Annotated in this window: 21 protein-coding genes and 1 tRNA gene; 16 read left to right on the top strand and 6 right to left on the bottom strand. The window is 68.4% G+C overall.

The window, feature by feature from the left end:
• Positions 1 to 126 precede the first annotated feature (126 nt).
• Positions 127 to 2,220, bottom strand: coding sequence for a DNA topoisomerase IV subunit B (parE, locus tag AX750_RS19625; RefSeq protein ID WP_066724554.1), 2,094 nt, complete (start codon positions 2,218 to 2,220; stop codon positions 127 to 129).
• A gap of 209 nt (positions 2,221 to 2,429) precedes the next feature.
• Here parE and AX750_RS19620 point away from each other — a divergent pair, with 209 nt between their 5' ends.
• Complete coding sequence (locus AX750_RS19620) at positions 2,430 to 2,612, top strand: hypothetical protein (protein ID WP_066724552.1); 183 nt, start codon at positions 2,430 to 2,432, stop codon at positions 2,610 to 2,612.
• A gap of 89 nt (positions 2,613 to 2,701) precedes the next feature.
• The gene (locus AX750_RS19615) at positions 2,702 to 3,934 is read left to right on the top strand and encodes a glycosyltransferase (protein ID WP_066724545.1); all 1,233 of its coding nucleotides are present in this window, start codon (positions 2,702 to 2,704) and stop codon (positions 3,932 to 3,934) included.
• A gap of 137 nt (positions 3,935 to 4,071) precedes the next feature.
• On the opposite strand, the gene glnA is transcribed toward AX750_RS19615, so the two are convergent.
• Entirely contained in the window at positions 4,072 to 5,481 is a 1,410-nt protein-coding gene (gene glnA / locus AX750_RS19610; protein WP_066724542.1) for a type I glutamate--ammonia ligase, read from the bottom strand.
• A gap of 93 nt (positions 5,482 to 5,574) precedes the next feature.
• Positions 5,575 to 5,913, bottom strand: a complete 339-nt coding sequence (locus AX750_RS19605; protein ID WP_066724541.1) for a P-II family nitrogen regulator — start codon at positions 5,911 to 5,913, stop codon at positions 5,575 to 5,577.
• 301 nt (positions 5,914 to 6,214) lie between these two features.
• On the opposite strand from AX750_RS19605, the gene AX750_RS19600 reads away from it, so the two are divergent.
• Positions 6,215 to 7,750, top strand: a complete 1,536-nt coding sequence (locus tag AX750_RS19600) for a bifunctional ADP-dependent NAD(P)H-hydrate dehydratase/NAD(P)H-hydrate epimerase (RefSeq protein WP_067254880.1) — start codon at positions 6,215 to 6,217, stop codon at positions 7,748 to 7,750.
• 55 nt (positions 7,751 to 7,805) lie between these two features.
• Here AX750_RS19600 and AX750_RS19595 read toward each other — a convergent pair whose 3' ends face one another.
• Positions 7,806 to 8,408 carry a PRC-barrel domain-containing protein gene (locus AX750_RS19595; protein WP_066717538.1) on the bottom strand — a complete coding sequence of 201 codons (603 nt, stop codon included), beginning with the start codon at positions 8,406 to 8,408 and terminating at the stop codon, positions 7,806 to 7,808.
• 207 nt (positions 8,409 to 8,615) lie between these two features.
• Between AX750_RS19595 and AX750_RS19590 the strand changes: the two genes are divergently transcribed.
• Complete coding sequence (locus AX750_RS19590; protein WP_066717533.1) at positions 8,616 to 8,843, top strand: hypothetical protein; 228 nt, start codon at positions 8,616 to 8,618, stop codon at positions 8,841 to 8,843.
• A 25-nt stretch (positions 8,844 to 8,868) separates the two neighbouring features.
• Here the strand turns inward: AX750_RS19590 and AX750_RS19585 are convergent, their stop codons facing one another.
• Positions 8,869 to 9,093, bottom strand: a complete 225-nt coding sequence (locus tag AX750_RS19585) for a hypothetical protein (RefSeq protein ID WP_066717530.1) — start codon at positions 9,091 to 9,093, stop codon at positions 8,869 to 8,871.
• 167 nt (positions 9,094 to 9,260) lie between these two features.
• On the opposite strand from AX750_RS19585, the gene AX750_RS19580 reads away from it, so the two are divergent.
• The gene (locus AX750_RS19580; RefSeq protein WP_156446424.1) at positions 9,261 to 9,554 is read left to right on the top strand and encodes a hypothetical protein; all 294 of its coding nucleotides are present in this window, start codon (positions 9,261 to 9,263) and stop codon (positions 9,552 to 9,554) included.
• A 91-nt stretch (positions 9,555 to 9,645) separates the two neighbouring features.
• Here AX750_RS19580 and AX750_RS19575 read toward each other — a convergent pair.
• Positions 9,646 to 9,720 (bottom strand) — tRNA-Lys (locus tag AX750_RS19575).
• A 140-nt stretch (positions 9,721 to 9,860) separates the two neighbouring features.
• Between AX750_RS19575 and AX750_RS19570 the strand changes: the two genes are divergently transcribed.
• The 11 genes from AX750_RS19570 to AX750_RS19520 all read left to right on the top strand — a co-directional run bounded on the left by AX750_RS19570 (position 9,861) and on the right by AX750_RS19520 (position 21,562).
• Complete coding sequence (locus AX750_RS19570) at positions 9,861 to 10,949, top strand: hypothetical protein (protein WP_066717526.1); 1,089 nt, start codon at positions 9,861 to 9,863, stop codon at positions 10,947 to 10,949.
• A 36-nt stretch (positions 10,950 to 10,985) separates the two neighbouring features.
• A complete protein-coding gene (locus AX750_RS19565) occupies positions 10,986 to 11,297 on the top strand; it encodes a septum formation initiator family protein (RefSeq protein ID WP_066717524.1) in 312 nt (103 codons plus the stop codon).
• 296 nt (positions 11,298 to 11,593) lie between these two features.
• On the top strand, positions 11,594 to 12,574 hold the full coding sequence (gene pdhA, locus AX750_RS19560; RefSeq protein ID WP_245282463.1) for a pyruvate dehydrogenase (acetyl-transferring) E1 component subunit alpha: 981 nt from the start codon (positions 11,594 to 11,596) through the stop codon (positions 12,572 to 12,574).
• A gap of 57 nt (positions 12,575 to 12,631) precedes the next feature.
• The gene (locus AX750_RS19555; RefSeq protein WP_066717510.1) at positions 12,632 to 14,065 is read left to right on the top strand and encodes a pyruvate dehydrogenase complex E1 component subunit beta; all 1,434 of its coding nucleotides are present in this window, start codon (positions 12,632 to 12,634) and stop codon (positions 14,063 to 14,065) included.
• Between the two features lie 15 nt (positions 14,066 to 14,080).
• Complete coding sequence (locus AX750_RS19550; RefSeq protein WP_066717507.1) at positions 14,081 to 15,421, top strand: pyruvate dehydrogenase complex dihydrolipoamide acetyltransferase; 1,341 nt, start codon at positions 14,081 to 14,083, stop codon at positions 15,419 to 15,421.
• 15 nt (positions 15,422 to 15,436) lie between these two features.
• Positions 15,437 to 16,876: a dihydrolipoyl dehydrogenase gene (gene lpdA / locus AX750_RS19545; protein WP_066717504.1), complete on the top strand. Its 1,440-nt coding sequence runs from the start codon at positions 15,437 to 15,439 to the stop codon at positions 16,874 to 16,876.
• Positions 16,877 to 17,113: 237 nt separating this feature from the next.
• The gene (locus AX750_RS26225; protein WP_197426524.1) at positions 17,114 to 17,410 is read left to right on the top strand and encodes a GlsB/YeaQ/YmgE family stress response membrane protein; all 297 of its coding nucleotides are present in this window, start codon (positions 17,114 to 17,116) and stop codon (positions 17,408 to 17,410) included.
• A gap of 74 nt (positions 17,411 to 17,484) precedes the next feature.
• Positions 17,485 to 17,763: a GlsB/YeaQ/YmgE family stress response membrane protein gene (locus AX750_RS19535; RefSeq protein ID WP_066717501.1), complete on the top strand. Its 279-nt coding sequence runs from the start codon at positions 17,485 to 17,487 to the stop codon at positions 17,761 to 17,763.
• A gap of 121 nt (positions 17,764 to 17,884) precedes the next feature.
• Positions 17,885 to 18,910, top strand: coding sequence for a lipoyl synthase (gene lipA / locus AX750_RS19530; protein WP_066717551.1), 1,026 nt, complete (start codon positions 17,885 to 17,887; stop codon positions 18,908 to 18,910).
• 15 nt (positions 18,911 to 18,925) lie between these two features.
• Positions 18,926 to 19,405, top strand: coding sequence for a type II toxin-antitoxin system RatA family toxin (locus AX750_RS19525; RefSeq protein WP_066717500.1), 480 nt, complete (start codon positions 18,926 to 18,928; stop codon positions 19,403 to 19,405).
• Between the two features lie 42 nt (positions 19,406 to 19,447).
• Positions 19,448 to 21,562 (top strand): fused MFS/spermidine synthase, encoded by a 2,115-nt coding sequence (locus tag AX750_RS19520; RefSeq protein WP_066717497.1) that lies wholly within the window; start codon positions 19,448 to 19,450, stop codon positions 21,560 to 21,562.
• Positions 21,563 to 21,565 lie beyond the last annotated feature (3 nt).

The following is a 21,565-nucleotide window of genomic DNA, read 5'->3' as shown; positions in this document are numbered from 1 at the left end:
GGGCAAGGCGGTTCGTGCGACATGCCCGGATCATGGCCGGCGCGAGCGTGCCCGGCAGCCCGACAGCTTTGCCGGCCAACCCGGCAGGAATGCGGGGCTCAACGCGCCGCGGGGCCTCCGCCCAAATCACAGGTCGATCAGTTCGCCGGCGAAGGCGGCACGCTCCTGGATGAAGAGGAAGCGCGCCTCCGGCTTGTTGCCCATCAGCCGCTCGACCGTGTCGGAGGTCTCCTCGCGCGCCTCATGGTCGACCATGACCTTGAGCAGGATGCGCTTGGACGGGTCCATTGTCGTCTCCTTGAGCTCGGCGGGCATCATCTCGCCGAGACCCTTGAAGCGGCCGATCTCGGGCTTCTTGCCCTTGAACACCGTCGCCAAGAGTTCGTCCTTATGGGCGTCGTCGCGGGCATAGACGGATTTGCCGCCATGGCGCAGCCGGTAGAGCGGCGGGATCGAGAGATAGAGATGCCCCTTCTCGATCAGCCGCGGCATCTGGCGCCAGAAGAAGGTGACCAGCAGCGAGGCGATATGCGCGCCGTCGACATCGGCGTCGGTCATCACGATGACCTTCTCGTAGCGCAGATCGTCCTCGCGGAACTGGCTGCCGATGCCGCAGCCGAGCGCCAGGATGAGATCGGCGAGCTGCTGGTTCTGGTTGAGCTTCTCGCGCGTCGCATTGGCGACGTTGAGGATCTTGCCGCGCAGCGGCAGGATCGCCTGCGTCGCGCGATTGCGCGCCTGCTTGGCGGAGCCGCCGGCGGAATCGCCCTCGACGATGAAGAGTTCGGAGCCCGCGGCGCCGGCATTGGAGCAATCGGCGAGCTTGCCGGGCAGCCTGAGCTTGCGCGTCGCGGTCTTGCGCGAGACCTCCTTCTCGAGCCGGCGGCGCAGACGCTCCTCGGCCCGGTCGACCGACCAGTCGAGCAGCTTGAGCGCCTGCTGCGGCGCCTGGGCGAGCCAGTGGTCGAAGGCATCGCGCACTGCGTTCTCGACGATGCGCGCGGCCTCGAGCGTCGCGAGTTTGTCCTTGGTCTGGCCCTGGAATTCGGGCTCGCGGATGAACACGGAGAGCATCGCCGCGCAGGTCGCCATCACGTCGTCGGAGGTGACCTGCGCCATGCGCTTCGACTGGCCGATGCGCTCGGCATGGTCGCGCAGGCCGCGCAGCAGCGCGATGCGCAGGCCCTGCTCATGGGTGCCGCCTTCGGGCGTGGGAATGGTGTTGCAGTAGGAGGAGGCGAAACCGTCCTCGCCCGTCGCCAGCCAGGCGACCGCCCATTCGAGCGAGCCATGGCTCCCCTCGCGGGTGATCTTGCCGGCGAAGATCGGCTCGGCGACGAGGTCCTTGCCCTCGATCTCGCGGGCGAGATAGTCGCGCAGGCCGCCGGGGAAGCGGAACACCGCCTCCGCCGCGACATCGCCTTCCGGTTTCAGCAGTGACGGTGCACAGCGCCAGCGGATCTCGACGCCGCCGAAGAGATAGGCCTTGGAGCGGGCCATGCGGAACAGGCGCGCCGGCACGAAATGCGCGCCTTCGCCGAAGATCTCGGCGTCGGGATGAAAGCGCACGCGGGTGCCGCGGCGGTTGGCGACGGGCCCGACCGTCTCCAGCGGTCCCTGCGGCAGGCCGCGCGAGAACACCTGGCGATACAGAACCTTGCCGCGCGCGACCTCGACCTCGAGCCGGTCCGACAGGGCGTTGACCACCGAGACGCCGACGCCGTGGAGGCCGCCGGAGGTCTCATAGGCCTTGGAGTCGAATTTTCCGCCGGCATGGAGCGTGGTCATGATGACCTCGAGCGCCGACTTGCCGGGAAACTTCGGGTGCGGATCGACCGGGATGCCGCGGCCATTGTCGGTCACCGCGATCGAGCCGTCCTCCAGCAGTTCGACATCGATGAAGCTGGCATGGCCCGCCACCGCCTCGTCCATGGCGTTGTCGATGACCTCGGCGAAGAGATGGTGCAGGGCGCGCTCGTCTGTGCCGCCGATATACATGCCGGGCCGGCGCCGGACCGGCTCCAGACCCTCCAGCACCTCGATGGCGGAGGCGTCGTAGCCGGTCTCCGACAGCGTGCCGTTGCGCGGCGGCGCGGCGGCGGCCGGCTGCTGGCGCACGGCAGCCGCGGTCGCGGCGCGCGCCGGCTTCGACGCCGCAGCTGCGGTCATAGGCGCCGCACCATCGGGCTGGCCGCCGAAGAGATCGCCATTATCCGCCATGTCGGTCCGCAGTCCCCGATTCGCCAGGGGTGATGATAGCCCAGATGGCTCCCCGGACGCGTCTGGGCCCTGTCCTACAGCGACGCCGCCTCGCTGGGAACCGGCCTGTTCAAGCCGCGTTAAGGCAGGGTGCGGCAATGTTGTCGCAATGACGACCGGCGGCCGCTGTCAGCGGTCACGACGCCGGCGCCGAGGTGAGGGGGAACGACATGGCCCAGATGGGATCGCGGATCACCTTGCAGGGTCTGGAACGGGCGGCGCGCTGCGCCGGCGAGGCGTTCGGCCATGATGTCGTCGGCACCGGCGAAGGTCCTTCGCAGACCGGCTGGCGGGCTAGGCTCTCGGCGGGGCTGTCCGCCATGGTCGGAAGGCTGGTTCCCGGCATCCGCTGACCCCGCCTGTCCGGGAATACAGCCGCGCGGCCACGGCAAACCATCAACCTTTTCGCGCTAGCCTGCGCGCAAAAGGGGATGCTGTGCCCATGCGTTGCGTCATTGTCAGCGATTTCGGTGCCGTCAATGGCGGCGCGGCCAAGGTGGCGATCGAGAGCGCACGCGGCCTCGCCGAAGCCGGCGTCGATATCGTCTTTGCCTGTGCGATCGGCCCCGTTTCGCCTCGCCTCGACCATCCTCGTATCGAGGTCCGACGTTTCGAGGGCGAGGAGATCTGGAAGGTCGGCGGCCGCATCGCCGCCGCCCGGCAGGGCATCTGGAACGGCGCGGCGCATGCGTTCCTGACCACGCTGCTCAGGCAGCAGCCGCCCGGTACCATCGTTCATCTGCATCAGTGGACCAAGGCCTTCAGCCCCGCGGCCATCGCAGCCGCGGGCGGCAGCGGACTGCCCGTTACCATCACGATGCACGACTATTTCTCGTTCTGCCCGACCGGCGGCTATTTCGACTTCAAGGTGGGGCGCCCCTGCGGACGCCGACCGATGTCGGGCGGCTGCATGGCGGCGAACTGCGACCGCGAGAGCTACGCCCACAAGCTCGTCCGCATCGCGCGGCAATGGCGCTCCGACGAATCGATGAGGGCGCTGGCCCGGCCGCTCTTCATCCATGTCAGCGATTTCGCCCGGGACGTCGCCCGCCCGTTCCTGCCGCGCCAGGCCCGTCACATCGTCGTCGAGAACATGATGGAGGCGCAGAAGCGCCCGCCGGCCGATGTCGGCGCGAACCGGCATGCGCTGTTTCTGGGGCGCTTCACCCAGGAGAAGGCCGGCGACATCCTGGCCCGGGCGGCGCAGCAGGCGGGCATGCCGGTACGCTTCGTCGGCGAAGGCCCGCTTCGTAGCGAGATCCTGCAGGCCAATCCCGCCGCCGAAATCGCCGGCTGGCTGCCGGCCGACCGCGTCTTCGAGGAGATCGAACGGGCCCGTTGTCTCGTCCTGCCGTCGCTCTGGTACGAGCCCGGGCCGCTGGTCGTGGCCGAGGCCCGCTCGCGCGGCGTTCCGGTCGTGCTGTCCCGCACCACCGGGCCGGCCGGCTGGATCCGCGACGGCGAGGACGGGATCCTGGTCGAGGGCGGCGATGCCGACGGCCTCGCCGCCGCGCTCTCCCGCTTGCAAGACGACGAGACGGTTTCCCGCATGGGAGCCGCAGCCTACCGGCACTACTGGGCCGACCCGCTGACGGTCGAGCGCCATGTCGCGCGCACCATCGCCGCTTACGCGACCCTTGCCGACGCATCGCAGACGGCGGTCGCGGCCGCCTGACCGCAGCGATAGCCTGCGCCGCTGGCGCATCGAGACAAAAAACGGCCGGGGTGTCGCCACCCCGGCCGCAAAGGTGGACCGCGAAACGCACGGTCGGGAGGAAGCTCGCGGCCGGCCTCGGAGGCCGGCCGAAATCCTCAGTAGGAGTAGTACATCGCGAACTCGACCGGGTGCGGCGTCATCTCGAAGCGCGCCACATCCTGCATCTTCAGTTCGATATAGCTCTCGATGAAGTCGTCGTTGAAGACGCCGCCGGCCTTGAGATAGGCGTTGTCCTTCTTGAGCGCCTCCAGCGCCTCGCGCAGCGAGCCGCAGACCGTCGGGATCTTCTTCAGCTCGCGCGGCGGCAGGTCGTAGAGATCCTTGTCCATGGCCGGGCCCGGATCGATCTTGTTCACGATGCCGTCGATGCCGGCCATCAGCATGGCCGCGAAGGCGAGATAGGGGTTCGCCATCGGATCGGGGAAGCGGACCTCGACGCGCTTGGCCTTCGGCGAGGTCGTCCACGGAATACGGCAGGAGGCCGAGCGGTTACGGGCCGAATAGGCCAGCAGCACCGGCGCCTCATAGCCCGGGACCAGACGCTTGTAGGAGTTGGTCGACGGGTTGGTGAAGGCGTTCAGCGACTTGGCGTGCTTGATGATGCCGCCGATGTACCAGAGGCACTCCTGCGACAGGTCGGCATACTTGTTGCCGGCCATGATCGGCTTGCCGTTCTTCCAGATCGACTGGTGGACGTGCATGCCCGAGCCGTTGTCGCCATAGATCGGCTTCGGCATGAAGGTCGCGGTCTTGCCGTAGCTCTGCGCGACGTTGTGGATCGCGTATTTGTAGACCTGCATCTGGTCGGCCATCAGCGTCAGCGTGTCGAACTTCATGCCGAGCTCGTGCTGGGCCGAAGCGACCTCGTGATGGTGCTTCTCGACCTTGACGCCCATCGCCGCCATGGCCGCGAGCATCTCGCCGCGCATGTCCTGCGCCGAGTCCTGCGGCGGGACGGGGAAGTAGCCGCCCTTGGTGGCGATGCGGTGGCCGAGATTGCCGCCCTCGTACTCGGTCATGCCGTTGATCGGCAGCTCGACGTTGTCGAGCTTGAAGCCCGTGTTGTACGGGTCGGCGGCGATCTTGACGTCGTCGAAGACGAAGAACTCGGCCTCGGGGCCGACATAGATGGCGTCGCCGATGCCGGTTGACTTCAGATAGGCCTCGGCCTTCTTGGCCATGCCGCGCGGGTCGCGGCCATAGGGCTCGCCGGTCGCCGGCTCGAGCACGTCGCAGGTGATGACCATCGTGGCCGCCGAGAAGAACGGATCCATCACGGCCGTCGTCGGATCGGGCATCAGCAGCATGTCGGACTCGTTGATCGCCTTCCAGCCGGCGATCGAGGAGCCGTCGAACATCGTGCCCTCGGCGAAGATGTCCTCGTCGATCATCGTGACGTCGAACGTCACATGCTGCCACTTGCCGCGCGGGTCGGTGAAGCGGAAGTCGACATATTTGACGTCGTTGTCCTTGATCGCCTTGAGGACATCCTTGGCGTTCTTCATCTCAGCATTCCTCTTATGGTCGTTTCTCAACTCATGCGATCCGCGGGGTCCTATGACCGCCGGGCCGACGAACTTGCGGGTCGGGATGAGCCCTCAGATCGCGTCCGCGCCGGTTTCTCCGGTGCGGATGCGGATCGCCCCCTCCACCGTCGATACAAAAATCTTGCCATCGCCGATCCGGCCGGTCTGGGCGGCCTTCATAATGGCCTCGATCGCGCCGTCGACCATCTCGTCGGCCAGGACGATCTCGATTTTGACCTTCGGCAGGAAGTCGACGACGTATTCGGCGCCGCGGTAGAGCTCGGTGTGGCCCTTCTGCCGCCCGAAGCCCTTGGCCTCGAGAACGGTGATGCCCTGCAGGCCGACCTCCTGAAGCGCCTCCTTCACCTCGTCCAGCTTGAACGGCTTGATGATCGCTTCGATCTTCTTCATGCGCCGACCGGCCTCCTTGCGCCGAAAGGGGTTCCGGATGGTCCGGGACCCGCCGTTTCCGCCGAATTGCCGCCACCTATGCGCCGGCGCGAGCCCCGCCCGGATCGCCAGCGTCGGCGTACGACATTTCGTCTCTGCTCATAGCATCGGCGTCGCGCTCTCGCTACGCAACACCGCTGAGCCGGCTGCGCGATGATGGGGCAGAAAACGGGCAATAAAATAGGCAAATGCCCAATCGGTAATCAATTATCTGCAGTCGCAGAGGTCTTGCGGGGCGTGGGGCACTCCGGGAAGATGCGACATGGCCGCTGCTGTCGACTCTGATCTCGCCCTCCTCGATGTCGCCGGCATGGCCGAGGCCGATCGGCTCACCATCGCGGCCGGCACACCCGGCGCCGCCCTGATGGAACGGGCCGGCCGCGCAGTGGCCGACGCGGTCGATCGCCGGACACCGCCGGGCGCGCGAATCCTCGTTCTCTGCGGTCCCGGCAACAATGGCGGCGACGGCTTCGTTGCGGCGCGCCTGCTCGCCCGGCGAGGCAGGCCGGTGACGCTCGCGCTGGCGGGCGAGCGGGAGCGGCTCTCCGGCGATGCCGCCGGGATGGCCGCGGCCTGGACCGGGCCGATCGAGCCGATCGACGGCGTCAGGCCAGCCGATTACGGGCTCATCGTCGATGCGCTGTTCGGCGCGGGGCTGAACCGGCCGCTCGAGGGGGCGGTGGCTGAGCTGGTCGAGGCGGTGAATGCCGCTGGCCGCCCCGTCGTCGCCGTCGACGTGCCGAGCGGACTCTCGGGCGATACGGGTGGGAGCGAAGGGCCCGTGATCCGCGCCACCGAGACGGTGACCTTCTTCCGCCTCAAGCCCGGCCATCTGCTGATGCCGGGCCGCTCGCTCTGCGGCCTCGTCACCCTCGCCGAGATCGGCATCCGCGCCGACGTCGTCTTCACGCCGGAGCGGCCTGCCGTGCTCTTTCGCAACGCGCCCGGTCTGTGGCGCGCGAGCTTCCCGGTGCTGGCGCCGGATACGCACAAGTACCGCCGCGGCGCCGTTCTGGTCGTCGCAGGCGGCCTTGCGGGCGTCGGCGCTCCCCGGCTCAGCGCTCGAGCCGCCTTGCGGATTGGGGCGGGGCTGGCGACGATCGCCTGCCGGCCGGAGGCGCTGGCGGCTCATGCGGCGCGCGGACCGGACGCGTTGATGCAGCGGGCGGTGGCGGACGGCGCAGCGCTGGAGCGACTTCTGGCCGAAAAGCGCCTCTCGGCCGTGCTGGTCGGGCCGGCGCTAGGGCTGGATGGTGAGGCGCGGGAAGCCGTCGCGGCGGTGCTGCGTTCGTCCGTCCCCGCGGTGCTCGATGCCGACGCATTGACGATCCTGGCGGGGTCGGCCGCACGGGCCGGGCGCCAGATCGCCCGGCGCGGCGCCCCATGCGTGCTGACGCCTCACGAGGGCGAGTTCGCCCGGCTCTTCGGCGACTCGGGTGGCGGGTCGAAGCTCGATCGCGCCCGCCGCGCCGCGGCTGAGATCGGTGCGGTCGTCGTCCTGAAGGGGGCCGACACTGTCATCGCCGCCCCGGAGGGGCGCGCCGCGATCAACGCGACCGGCTGCCCGGCGCTGGCGACCGCGGGATCGGGCGATGTACTCGGCGGTATGGTCGCGGGGCTATTGGCTCAAGGGATGCCGGCGTTCGAGGCGGCCTGTGCCGCCGTCTGGCTGCATGGACGGGCGGGCGAGGCAAGGGGCGTGGGACTCGTCGCCGACGATCTGCCAGAGGCGATCCCGCCGCTCCTTCGCGAGCTGCAGGACGCCGGGCCGGAAGACTGGAGCGGCGCGGAGCGCTGACGCAAAAGGCCCGCCCTCGCGGGCGGGCCTCACGCCTGACGGCTGGAGGGCCGGATCAGGTGTTGGAATAGGTCACGGCCGGGGCGGCCTTGAGCTGATCCTTGGTCATGTTGATCTTGCCATGGTCCGGATACATCTGGTCCATCGCGGTGGTGGAGGCTGTGCCCGTCGCGCGCGGCGCGGTGGCGGCCGTACCCGTCGCCGTGGTGCCGGTTGCCGTCGTACCGGTCGCGTTGGTGCCGGTCGCAGCGGTGCCCGAGGCGGTGGAGGCCATCGGCTGCATGCTCCAGGTCACCTCCTCGAACTTGACCGCGACATCCTTGGTGCCGATGCCGAGGAAGCCGCCGACGCCGACCGTGACGCCGGTGATCTTGCCGGACTGGTCGATCAGGACTTCGGTGACATCGCCGACCTTCTCATTGTCGGGGCCGTAGATGTCGACGCCCATCAGCTTCGAAGCGCGCCAGTTGCCGCGCATCGCCTGATTCTGGGCGGCGAGGGTCTGGGTGCCGGTCGCGGCGGGCGCCGCCGTCGAGGGCGCGGTGGTGCTCGGCGCAGCGCTCGGGGCGCTCGGAGCCGGAGCGGAGGTCTGGGCGATGGCCGTCGCGCTCATCAGGGCCAGGGCCAGCGAGGTCGCGGCGATGGGGTGCTTGAACATGAGGTCCTCCTCGGGATCGTGTTGCAGATCGGTCCGCCTCTCGGCGGCTTGTGGGATCAACCGGCGAGAGGAGCGAAGGTTCATCCTCGCTTTGATCTTTTTGCAGGAATTGGGTCGCTAACGGCCCCGTTTGCGCGGGAACCAGGACGATATCCGGGCGTTGCGCCCGCATGGCCGAACCCTGCGGGCCGCGGAGAGACAATCGACATGAGCGACACCGCCGTGACCATCGCGCTCGAGGCTGACGAAGCGGCTGCGCTCGATCGCTACCGCCACGAGTTGGGGCCCTCTGCGACCCGCTCGGATGCACTGTCGGCAATCCTGCGCGAGTGGATCAGCCAGTCATCCACGAGCCCGGCCGATCCGAACAATGCGATCGATGCGATCGATGAGGGGCTGCGGCCGAGCGAACTGAACTCCAGCAACGATATCTGACCGAACGCGGCAGGGAGAGGCGCGCTCAGGGCGTATCGGTCCAGCCCGAGGCGTCGTCGTGGCGCCTGTCCCAGGCGGCGACGGCCTCGACAAGTGCCGCGCGCTCCCGCTTCTCCGTCTCGCCGCAGCTGCTCGAATCGAGCGCCGCGATCCGCCGCGTCGCCTGCTCGTAATCTTCCACCGATTCGATTCGGATCCTCGGCTGGTGAGGCTCGCCGGGGTTGGTGGGCTGGCTGACATCGACGCGCATGGCGATGACTCCTGTTTCGCTTCGCTCTCTCGTCTACCCGCGGGCGCGGGGCTTGTTCCCGTGCACCGGCGATCCCGATGCTTAAGCCTTCCTCAAAGGGTTTCGGGCGTGATGCGCCCGTGAAGGACGGCGCGATACGGCCGTCGGCCGGGCCAGGAGGGCACCTCATGACGCGATCAATGGCTGCCAGCTGCGGGGTCGCGCTGGGGCTCATCCTCGCTCAGGTCACACCGGCGGACGCCTTCTGGCAGCGTGGCCAGGTGATCATGTGCGCCGACGCGACCTCGGCCGCCGAGCGCCAGCGGCACCGCTGCGACGAACTGCTCGGCTATGTCGATCCCGGCTGGCCGGCGCTCGGGCTCGGGAGCTACCGCGATTATCACGAGCGCGGGAAGCTCTACCGCGGGCCTCATCCCGGCGTCGCACCGGGCCAGCGCGCGCCGACGAAGCGGCTGGGGTGAGGGGCGCCCGGCTGTCGGGCTCTCGAACGCGGAAATCGGGAGGGCGAGGCTGCTGAGCCTCAGGCGCCTGCAGCTGTCAGAGCCCGGCGCGTGGTGAGCGGGGAGGGGATCGAACCCTCGACCACATGATTAAAAGTCACGTGCTCTACCACTGAGCTACCCGCCCTCACCGGCGCTGACATACGGACGCCCCGCCCGCGGGTCAACATTGTTCCGGCGACGGAATCCGTGCCAGAAGCGCGGCATTGCGGCGCGCCGGCCATCCCGGCGCGGCCTGATGGTGCTGGGACGCGGGACGAAAGCGGTATGGAGCAGGCGCGGGAAACGCGGGCGGAGGCGGCCTGGACGCGCTGGACGGCGTGGTTTCTCGGGGCGGCGCTGGCGACGCTTCTGACGCTCTGGGGATTCGCCGCGGCCCTCGATCCCTTTGGCCTGCGCGTTTCCGCCGGCCAGCCGGCGCGGCCGATCATGGATATCAACCAGCGCTTCATGTACCCGCAGCTCGTCCGCTCGGGCAGCTTCGACTCGGCCGTGTTCGGCACTTCGACCATGCGCCTGCTCGACCCGGCGATCCTCTCTCAGGGACTTGGCGGACGCTTCGCCAATCTCGCGATGAACGCCGCCACGCCCTGGGAGCAGCTGCAGATGGCCGGGCTCTTCGCCCGCCAGGTCGCCGTGCCGCGGACGGTTCTCTGGGGCATCGACGCGACCTGGTGCGAGGCCGATGCCACCGACGAGGCCAAGCGCCTGACGCCGCGGCCCTTTCCCCCCTGGCTCTATGACGGCATCCGCTGGCGCGATTGGGCGGAGTTGATGAACCTGACCACGCTCGAGATCGCCGGCCGCCTGTTGGCACACCGGCTCGGCCTGATGCCGGAGCGGATCCGCGGCGACGGCTACGAGGTCTTCACCCCGCCCGAAGAGCTCTATGACGCGGCGCGTGCGCGCTGGCATCTCTATGGCGGTGCCGAGCCTCCGCCCGATTCTGGGCCGCTGGTCCCCGCCGAGACGGTCGCGCCCGAAACCCGAGCCGGATGGCGCTTCCCGGCCTTGGCCTGGCTCGACGACGCGCTGGCACGCTTCCCGGCCGGCACGCGGCTGCTGCTCGTGCTGCCGCCGGCGCATCATGCGACATCGCCGCGCGAGGGCTCGGTTGCCGCCCAACGTTGGGCCGCCTGCAAGGACGCTGTCGCCGCGCTTGCGAAGCGCCGCGGTGCGGCGCTCATCGACTATGCCCGGCCCTCGCCGATCACCCTGCGGGACGACAACTACTGGGACCCGCTGCATTTCCGCCTGCCGATCGCGCGGCGGCTGGAGGGGGAGATCACCTCGCTGGCGAAGGGCGGGCCGGTCCAACCCGACGGGGCCGCACGCGTGATCGTGCCCGCCCGTTAACCGGTCGGAAACCAACCCGGCCTAACGCTTGCGGGCATGGTCATCCGCCGCGGCGTCCGATCCTTCCTCGTCACTCTCGCGCTCTACCTCGTGTCGGGCGCGGCGGTGAGCTATTTCATGTTCCACGCCCAGCACGGCTCGCGCGGCCTCGAGGCCCGCGACACGCTGCACGACTCGCTGCGCGATGTGGAAGCGGAACTCGCCGGGCTCACCGCAGAGCGCAAGCTCTGGGAGCATCGGCTGTCGCTGGTGCGCGACGAGGCGGTGGACCGTGATGTGCTCGAGGAACGCGCTCGCGAGAGCCTCGGCCGCGTCCACAAGAACGACGTCATCCTGATGGGCCGCTGAGGCCCTGCCGATTGCCGGCAAATAGTCCCGGACGTATCGATTAACTCGATTTCAGTTACGTAGAAAATGACAAGCCTTTGCAAGGGCTTGGCCGATGCTGCAATGCGAGATAGCCGCCTCGCCAAGGGTTTTGCGATCCTCTACAACCAAGGTTGAATGACCTTGGAGGACCGCCGATGGCCGTTGCCGCGCGCAAGACGAAAGCCCCCGCCCCAGCCAAGCCCGCCGCCAAGCCGGCCAAGGCACGATCAGCCAAGGCCGGCGGCGACAAGGCGGCCGCTCCCGCGCCGAGCAACATGGCGACCTTCACCAAGGAGGAAGACCTCCACGCCTATCGCGAGATGCTGCTGATCCGGCGTTTCGAGGAGAAGGCCGGCCAGATGTACGGCATGGGGCTGATCGGCGGCTTCTGCCACCTCTATATCGGCCAGGAAGCGGTCGTCGTGGGGATGCAGATGGCGTCCAAGGAGGGCGACCAGGTCATCACCGGCTATCGCGACCACGGCCACATGCTCGCCTGCGGCATGGAATCGCGCGGCGTGATGGCGGAGCTCACCGGGCGGCGCGGCGGCTATTCGCGCGGCAAGGGCGGCTCGATGCACATGTTCTCCCGCGAGAAGAACTTCTACGGCGGCCACGGCATCGTCGGCGCCCAGGTTTCGCTCGGCACCGGGCTGGGCTTCGCCAACTGGTACCGCGAGGACGGGCGCGTCTCGCTCGCCTATTTCGGCGATGGCGCGGCCAATCAGGGCCAGGTCTATGAGAGCTTCAACATGGCCCAGCTCTGGAAGCTGCCGGTCGTGTTCATCATCGAGAACAACCGCTACGCCATGGGCACGGCCGTCAGCCGCGCCTCGGCCCAGACCGACTTCTCCCGCCGCGGCGTCTCCTTCGGCATTCCCGGCGAGCAGGTCGATGGCATGGATGTCCGCGCCGTCCGTGACGCCGCGACCCGCGCCATCGAACACGCCCGCAGCGGCAAGGGCCCCTACATCCTCGAGATGCAGACCTATCGCTATCGCGGCCACTCCATGTCGGACCCGGCGAAGTACCGCTCCAAGGACGAGGTTCAGCGCATGCGCGAGGAGCACGATCCGATCGAGCAGGTGAGGGGCCGCCTGACCCGCGACTTCAAGGTCGGCGAGGACGAGCTCAAGGCGATCGACGCAAAGGTCCGCGAGATCGTCAACGACGCGGCCGAATTCGCGACGCACGACCCCGAGCCCGATCCGTCGGAACTGTTCACGGACATCCTGCTGGAGCCGGCGAAGGCCTGAGGGCCGGAGCCGCACCGCCTTCCCCTTTCGCCTCGTCCAATCATTCCGGGTGCGTTCATGCCGATCGACATTCTCATGCCTGCCCTTTCGCCCACCATGGAGCAGGGCAAGCTCGCCAAGTGGCTGAAAGCCGAGGGCGACAGCGTCAAGGCGGGTGACATCATCGCCGAGATCGAGACCGACAAGGCGACCATGGAGGTCGAGGCGGTCGACGAGGGCATCCTTGCGAAGATCCTGGTCGCCGACGGCACCGAGAACGTCGCGGTGAATACGCCGATCGGTATCATCGCCGCCGAAGGCGAGGATGCGAAGGCGGCCGCCAGCGGCGGCGCCGGGCAGTCCGACAAGCCGGCCGAGAGTTCGCCCCAGGCGGCGCAGTCGGCTCCGCCGGCCGCGGTCGGGGAGGCGCCGCAGGTCGCCGCCGCTCCCAAGGCGGAGTCTGCCGTCGCCAACCCGCCGGCGACGCCGAAGAGCTACGATGCCTCCGCGGAGTTCCCCGCCGGCGCCGAGATCGTCAGCATGACGGTCCGCGAGGCGCTGCGCGATGCCATGGCCGAGGAGATGCGCCGCGACGGCGACGTCTTCGTGATGGGCGAAGAGGTCGCCGAGTACCAGGGCGCCTACAAGGTGACGCAGGGCCTGCTGCAAGAGTTCGGCCCCAAGCGCGTCATCGACACGCCGATCACCGAGCATGGTTTCGCCGGCATCGGCGTCGGCGCCGCGCTGACCGGCCTGCGCCCCATCGTCGAGTTCATGACCTTCAACTTCGCCATGCAGGCGATCGACCAGATCATCAACTCCGCCGCCAAGACGCTCTACATGTCCGGCGGTCAGATGGGCTGCCCGATCGTCTTCCGCGGCCCCAACGGCGCGGCCGCCCGCGTCGGCGCCCAGCACAGCCACGACTATGCCGCCTGGTACTCCAACGTGCCCGGCCTCAAGGTGGTGATGCCCTACAGCGCCTCCGACGCGAAGGGCCTGCTCAAGAGCGCCATCCGCGATCCGAATCCGATCATCTTCCTCGAGAACGAGATCCTCTACGGCCGCTCCTTCGACGTGCCCAAGGGCGACGACTTCCTGATCCCGATCGGCAAGGCCAAGGTCGCCCGCCCGGGCACCGACGTCACCATCGTCTCCTTCGGCATCGGCATGACCTATGCGCTCGGCGCCGCCGAGGCGCTGGCCAAGGAGGGCATCGAGGCCGAGGTCATCGACCTGCGCACGATCCGTCCGATGGACATCGAGACCGTCGTCGCCTCCATCCAGAAGACCAACCGCTGCGTCGCGGTCGAGGAGGGCTTCCCGCAGTCCGGCGTCACCGCCGAGATCGGCATGCGGATCATGGAAGCCGCCTTCGACTATCTCGATGCGCCCGTCGCCCGCGTCACCGGCAAGGACGTGCCGATGCCCTATGCCGCGAACCTCGAGAAGCTCGCCTTGCCGAACATCGGCGAGGTCGTCGCGGCGGCCAAGGCCGTCTGCTATCGCTGAGAAGGGGCGCAACCGATGCCGACCAACATCCTGATGCCCGCGCTCTCTCCCACGATGGAGAAGGGCAATCTCGCCAAATGGCTGAAGAAAGAAGGCGACGCGATCAAGTCCGGCGACATCATCGCCGAGATCGAGACCGATAAGGCCACGATGGAGGTCGAGGCCGTCGACGAGGGGATTCTGGCGAAGATCGTCGTGCCGGAGGGCACGGCCGATGTCGCGGTCAACGAGATCATCGGCGTGATCGCCGCCGAGGGCGAGGATGCGAGCGCCGCCAGCGCGCCGGCCAAGGCCGAGACTCGCAAAGCTGTCGAAGCTCCCAAGGCCGAGGCGCCCAAGGCCGCGCCGGCCGCCGCCGCTCCGGCTGCTCCCGCGGCCGCGCCGGCCGCGTCTTCCGGCCAGCGTCCCTTCGCCTCGCCGCTGGCGCGCCGGCTCGCCAAGGAGGCCGGGCTCGACCTGTCGAAGGTCCAGGGTTCGGGCCCGCATGGCCGCATCGTCGAGAAGGATGTCGAGGCCGCCAAGACCGGCGGCGGCGCCAAGGCCGCTCCGGCCGCCGCACCGGTGACGGCGGCTCCGGCGGCCGCGCCGAAGCCCGCCGCTGCGCCGCTGGCCACCGGCCCCTCGGACGAGCAGGTCAAGAAGCTCTTCGCGCCCGGCTCCTATGAGGAGATCCCGCATGACGGCATGCGCAAGACCATCGCGCGCCGCCTGACCGAGTCGAAGCAGACCATCCCGCATTTCTACGTCACGGTGGATTGCGATCTCGACGCGCTGCTGAAGCTGCGGGCCGAACTCAACGCCGCCGCGCCCGAGAAGGACGGCAAGCCGGCCTACAAGCTCTCGGTCAACGACATGGTGATCAAGGCGCTGGCGCTGGCGCTGCGGGCGGTGCCGGACGCCAACGTCTCCTGGACCGAGAACGCCATGCTCAAGCACAAGCACGCCGATGTCGGCGTCGCCGTCTCGATCCCCGGCGGGCTGATCACCCCGATTATCCGCGACGCCTGCCACAAGACGCTGAGCCAGATCTCGAACGAGATGAAGGACTATGCCGCCCGTGCCAAGGCCCGCAAGCTGAAGCCCGAGGAGTATCAGGGCGGCACGACGGCGGTCTCCAATCTCGGCATGTTCGGCGTCAAGGACTTCGCCGCGGTGGTGAACCCGCCGCATGCGACGATCCTGGCGGTGGGCGCCGGCGAACAGCGCGCCGTGGTCAAGGGCGGCCAGCTCGCGGTCGCGACCGTGATGTCGGTGACCCTCTCGACCGACCACCGCGCCGTCGACGGCGCGCTGGGCGCCGAGCTGCTGGCGGCCTTCAAGGGCTATATCGAGAAGCCGATGGCGATGTTGGTGTGAGGCCGGAGAATCACCATGGCTGACTACGACATCATCATCATCGGCTCCGGCCCCGGCGGCTATGTCGCGGCGATCCGCGCGGCGCAGCTCGGCTACAGGACGGCGATCGTCGAGCGCGAGCATCTCGCCGGCATCTGCTCGAACTGGGGCTGCATCCCGACGAAAGCCCTGCTGCGCTCGGCCGAGATCCTGCATTACGGCCAGCACGCCAAGGATTACGGGCTGGTGCTGGAAGGCAGCTTCAAGGCCGATCTCGAGGCCGTCGTGAAGCGCTCGCGCGGCATCGCGGCGCGGATGAACAACGGCGTCCAGTTCCTGATGAAGAAGAACAAGGTCGACGTGATTTGGGGCGAAGCCGTGCTGACCAAGCCCGGCACGGTCCAGGTCGCGCCGACGAAGAAGCCGGCGATGCAGCCGCAGGTGCCGCCGCCGAAGAACGCCAAGGGCGAGGGCACCTACACCGCCGACCACATCATCGTCGCGACCGGCGCCCGCCCGCGCGCGCTGCCCGGCATCGAGCCGGACGGCAAGCTGATCTGGACCTATTTCGAGGCGATGGTGCCGGCCAAGCTGCCGAAGTCCCTGCTCGTGATGGGCTCGGGCGCCATCGGCATCGAGTTCGCCTCCTTCTACCGGACCATGGGCGTCGAGGTGACGGTGGTCGAGGTGATGCCGCAGGTCGTCCCCGTGGAGGATGCCGAAATCGGTGCCTTCGCCCGCAAGGCCTTCGAGAAGCAGGGCATCAAGATCCTGACCTCGGCCAAGGTCACCAAGGTCGAGAAGGGGGCGGACAGCATCACCGCCCATATCGAGGACGAGAAGGGCGGCAAGCAGACGATCACCGCCGACCGCATGATCTCGGCCGTCGGCGTCGTCGGCAACATCGAGAATCTCGGGCTGGAAGCGCTCGGCGTGAAGACCGATCGCGGCTGCATCGTCATCGACGGGCTCTGCCGCACCAATGTGAAGGGTCTCTACGCGATCGGCGACGTCGCCGGCCCGCCGATGCTCGCCCACAAGGCCGAGCATGAGGGCGTGATCTGCGTCGAGGCGATCAAGGGCCTCCATCCGCACCCGATGGACAAGACGATGATCCCGGGCTGCACCTATTGCCACCCGCAGATCGCCAGCGTCGGCCTGACCGAGGCCAAGGCCAAGGCCGCCGGCCACGAGATCAGGGTCGGCCGCTTCCCCTTCGTCGCCAACGGCAAGGCGGTCGCGCTCGGCGAGGATTCCGGCCTTGCCAAGACGATCTTCGATGCGAAGACCGGCAAGCTGCTCGGCGCGCATCTGGTCGGGCCGGAGGTCACCGAGCTGATCCAGGGCTTCGTCGTGGCGATGAACCTCGAGACCACCGAGGAAGAGCTGATGCACACCGTCTTCCCGCATCCGACGATCTCGGAGGTGATGAAGGAGAGCGTGCTCGACGCCTATGGCAAGGCGCTGAACGCTTAGAGATCGCCTACTGACCCGATAGACCGGAGTCATCCCGGACAAGCGGCGCCAGCCGCGCCGATCCGGGATCCATGCCGGAACGCTTCAGGCATGGATCCCGGGTCTCCGCTTCGCTGCTCCCGGGATGACGGCGCCATGTGACAGTCGGTTCGCTGGCCTCTGGATTTGGCGCCGGCCGATCCGCATATCCCGGCCATGGCGCCCCGGACCCGCAAACCAAAAAATCCCGGCAGGATCGTGCCTGACGAGCAGGTCGAAATCCTGCCGCCCGGTCGCGGCCTCGTGCTCGACTGGCGCGTGATCGCGCCCACCGTCGCGCTCGGCACCGTGACCGGCTTTGCGGCCAGCCTCGTCGTCGGCGGGGGCGGGCTCCTGCGCCACGCGGTCGTCGGCCTCCTCGGCATGCTGGTCGGGCAGGGGCTGGTGCGGTTGACCGGCTGGCGCGTCCGCACCGGCTATGCCCGCCTCGACGACATGGCGATGGCCGTGATCGGCGCCATTCTCGTCGTCTTGCTGGCACGCTTCATCGCTTAGGGAACCTTTGCTCACCCGCACGGTTGTGGCCGGGCATCCGCGAGACCCGCGGGCGGACTGGGGAACAGACCACGATGGAAAACTTCGCTGCCACCATGGCCCAGCCGGGCTATGGCTTCTTCGCCACGATCTTCATCGGCATGCTCGCCGGCTGGATCGCCGAGAAGATTACCTCCTCGGATCATGGCCTCTTCACGAACATGCTCGTCGGCGTCGCGGGTTCCTTCCTCGGCAGCCGCCTGGCTGAGCTGCTCGACATCGCGATCTTCGGCTTCTGGCGCACGCTGGCTGCCGCGGTGGCGGGTGCTGTCGTCGTCATCGTGATCTGGAACGCCGCGCGCGGCCGCCGCTGACCGGCAGGGCGAGCGCGCCTGCGACAGGGCAGCCAGCGCGGCAAAGGTTGCCCTGCGCGGCCGGGACGATTAGCTAGGGATCAGGCGGCGGCCAGGGGCCGCCGCGATGGATTATGTCCCGATGGCCCTCGTCCTCGACCTGCTCAACCGCGATCCGCGCCCCAATGCCGGCAATCCCAAATCCGAGGCGGCTCCGGCCCAGGCGGAGCTGCGCCATCCGGAGAAGCAGAAGCGGCCGGAGAACCCGATCCTGCGCAAGCCGGACTGGATCCGCGTCAAGGCGCCGGGCTCGCCAAAATGGGCCGAAACCCAGAAGATCGTGAAGGCCGAGAAGCTGGTCACGGTCTGCGAGGAGGCGGGCTGCCCCAATATCGGCGAGTGCTGGGAAAAGAAGCACGCCACCTTCATGATCATGGGCGACACCTGCACGCGGGCCTGCGCCTTCTGCAACGTCAAGACCGGTGTGCCCCAGGCGCTCGACCCGCTCGAGCCTGCCAAAGTCGCCCAGGCCGTCGCCAAGCTCGGCCTGGAGCATGTCGTGATCACCTCGGTCGATCGCGACGACCTCAAGGACGGCGGCGCCGAGCATTTTGCGCGGGTCATCCGCGCCATCCGCAAGGCCTCGCCCGGCACCACCATCGAGATCCTGACGCCGGACTTCCTGCGCAAGCCCGGCGCGCTCGAGGTCGTGGTCGCGGCCAAGCCGGACGTCTTCAACCACAATCTCGAGACCGTCCCGGGCAAGTATCTGACGGTGCGCCCCGGCGCGCGCTATTTCCATTCGCTGCGGCTGCTGCAGCGGGTCAAGGAGCTCGATCCGACGATCTTCACGAAGTCCGGCATCATGGTCGGCCTCGGCGAGGAGCGGAACGAGATCCTGCAGCTGATGGACGATCTGCGCTCGGCCGATGTCGACTTCATCACCATCGGCCAATATCTCGCGCCCTCGCGCAAGCACCATGCGGTGATCCGCTTCGTCACGCCCGAGGAGTTCAAGGGCTTCGAGGCGATCGCCTATGTGAAGGGCTTCCTGATGGTGTCCTCGACGCCGCTGACGCGCTCCTCGCATCATGCGGGAGAGGATTTCGCGCGGCTGCGCGCGGCCCGCGAGGCGAAGGTCGGCAGCGGCCCCGCCAGCCGCGGCTGAGAAGGCACCGATCCGATGCCGATGTTCAACAGCGCCCGGCGGGTGCGCCACACCCCCGAGCAGATGTTCGCGCTCGTCGCCGATGTCGAGAAGTACCCCCAGTTCCTGCCGCTCTGCGAGGGGCTGACGGTGCGCCGCCGCACCCCGCAGGACGGCGGTGGCGAGGTCCTGCTGGCCGACATGACCGTCGGCTACAAGGCGATCCGCGAGACCTTCACCAGCCGCGTCACGCTCGATCCCGCCAATCTTCGGATCCTGGTCGAATATGTCGACGGCCCGTTCCGCTATCTGGAGAACCGCTGGACCTTCAAGCCGCATGAGAGCGGCTGCGAGATCGGCTTCTTCATCTCCTACGAGTTTGCCAGCCGCATGCTCGGCCTGCTGATGGGGGCGATGTTCGACAAGGCCTTCCGCAAATTCGCCGAAGCCTTCGAGCGTCGGGCCGATCTCGTCTATGGCGGTGACGCTGCGAGAGGCGCGGTCACGGCGCCTTAAGCTGTTTCTGGCAGGTTTCCCGCGACTGTTGGGAGAGCTGCGATGGATGCCTCGTCGACCCCTGTACCGAGCGTGGCGACAGCCCGCCGCATCGCCGCCACCGTGCCGGTCTACACGATCACGCTCTTCCTCTCGGCCTTCCTGCTTTTCGGCATCCAGCCGATGTTCGCCAAGATGGTGCTGCCGAAGCTCGGCGGCTCGCCCGGCGTCTGGTCGGTGGCGATGGTCTTCTTCCAGTCCGCGCTGCTTGCCGGCTACGGCTATGCCCACTGGCTCGTCGCCCGCTTCAGTCTCCGCCGCGCGGCGCTGATCCATCTCGCGCTGATGGCGGTCGTCCTGCTGGTCGGCCTGCCGATCGGCATCGCCGCCGGCTTCGAGCGTCCGCCGCAGGAGGGCGAGACGCTCTGGCTGATCGCGCTCTTCGCCGCCTCGGTCGGGCTGCCCTTCTTTGCGGTCGCGGCCAACGGCCCATTGCTCCAGGCCTGGTTCGCCCGCTCGGGCCATCCCCGCGCGATCGATCCGTATTTCCTCTACGCCGCGTCCAATGTCGGCAGTTTCCTGGCGCTGCTCGCCTACCCCTTCCTGATCGAGCCGGTGCTGACGCTGTCGCAGCAGTCCCTGGCCTGGAGTTTCGGCTTCGGCCTGCTGCTCGCCGCCATCGCCGCCTGCGCGGGACTGGCCCTGGGTGCCGTCGAGACGCGCCCCGCCGCGCCCCTCGATGCGACCGCCGCTAGGCCCGTTTCCGGCCGCCAGAAGCTCGGCTGGGTCGCGCTGGCCTTCGTGCCGTCGGGGCTGCTCGTGGCGGTGACGGCGCATCTGTCGACCGACGTCGCCTCGGTCCCGCTGCTCTGGGTCGTGCCGCTGGCGCTGTTCCTGCTGACCTTCGTGATCGTCTTCCAGAGCCGCCCGCTGCTGCGGCACGGCTGGATGCTCACGGCGCAACTCGTCTTCGTGGCGGCGCTGATCCTGAAGATGCTGTTCCAGTGGCAGATCGGCTGGGCGGGCGAACTCGCGCTGCATCTCGGATTGTTCTTCACCACGGCCATGGTCGCCCATGGCGAACTGGCCCGCCGGCGGCCCGACGCCGCCCATTTGACGGGGTTCTATCTGTGGATGTCGCTGGGCGGGGTGCTGGGTGGACTGTTCTGCGGACTGCTCGCCCCGCTGCTGTTCAACTCGATCGTCGAATACCCGATCCTGATCGTCGCGGGCCTGCTCTGCCGCCCAGGCTTCACCGGCATTCGCCTGCCCGGCCCCGTGCGGGCGGGTCTGACCGGCGCTGTCGTCGTCGGCCTCATCGCGCTCATCGTCACCGAGCAGCAGCGCAGCGACTCCGTGCGCTCATTCTTCGGCGTGAACCGGATCACCGACAGCCCGGACGGCCGCTTCCGCGTGCTCGTCCATGGCAGCACGGTCCATGGCGCGCAGCGCCTGCGGCAGGATGACGGCAGCCTCGTCGCCGGTCGTCCGGAGGCGCTGAGCTATTATTACACCGGCGGCGGCATCGCCGACGGCATCGAGGCGGTGCGGCAGGTGCGTGGTGGCCGCCTCGGCGCGGTCGCGGCGATCGGTCTCGGCACCGGTTCGCTCGCCTGCCAGACGCGGCCGGGCGAAAACTGGACCTTCTTCGAGATCGACCCGGAGGTGGCGCGGATGGCCTCCGACCCCGCCCGCTTCGGCTTCCTCGCAGCCTGTGCGCCGACGGCGCGCATCGTGCTCGGCGACGCCCGCTTGACGCTGGCCGATGCCGCGCCGGCCTCCCTCGACCTGATCGTGGTCGATGCGTTCTCGTCGGACGCGATCCCCGTCCACCTGATGACCACAGAGGCGCTGGCCCTTTATCAGAGCCGGCTGAAGCCGGGCGGCGCGATCCTGTTCCATATCTCCAACCGCAACATGGATCTCGGACCGGTCGTGACCGCGACCGCCCATGCGCGCGGCCTCTCGACCTGGATCCGGCCGACGCGCCAGACGGCGGAACTGACGGCTCTGCGCAAATACTCGCCTCATGTCGCCATGGTGGCGCGTCGCCCCGAGGATGTCGGCCTGTCGGCAGAACAGGGCTGGGTCGCGCAGCCAGCTCCCGGCCCGGCCCGCGCCTGGCGTGACGACTATGCCGACGTGATCGGGCCGATCTGGCGCAAGCTGATGCCCTGACGG

It is taken from the genome of Methylobacterium sp. CCH7-A2, from assembly GCF_001557075.1.
Lineage (GTDB): Bacteria > Pseudomonadota > Alphaproteobacteria > Rhizobiales > Beijerinckiaceae > Allobosea > Allobosea massiliensis.
Note: the sequence above shows the minus strand (reverse complement) of the source record. Positions and strands in the feature narration are given on the sequence as shown.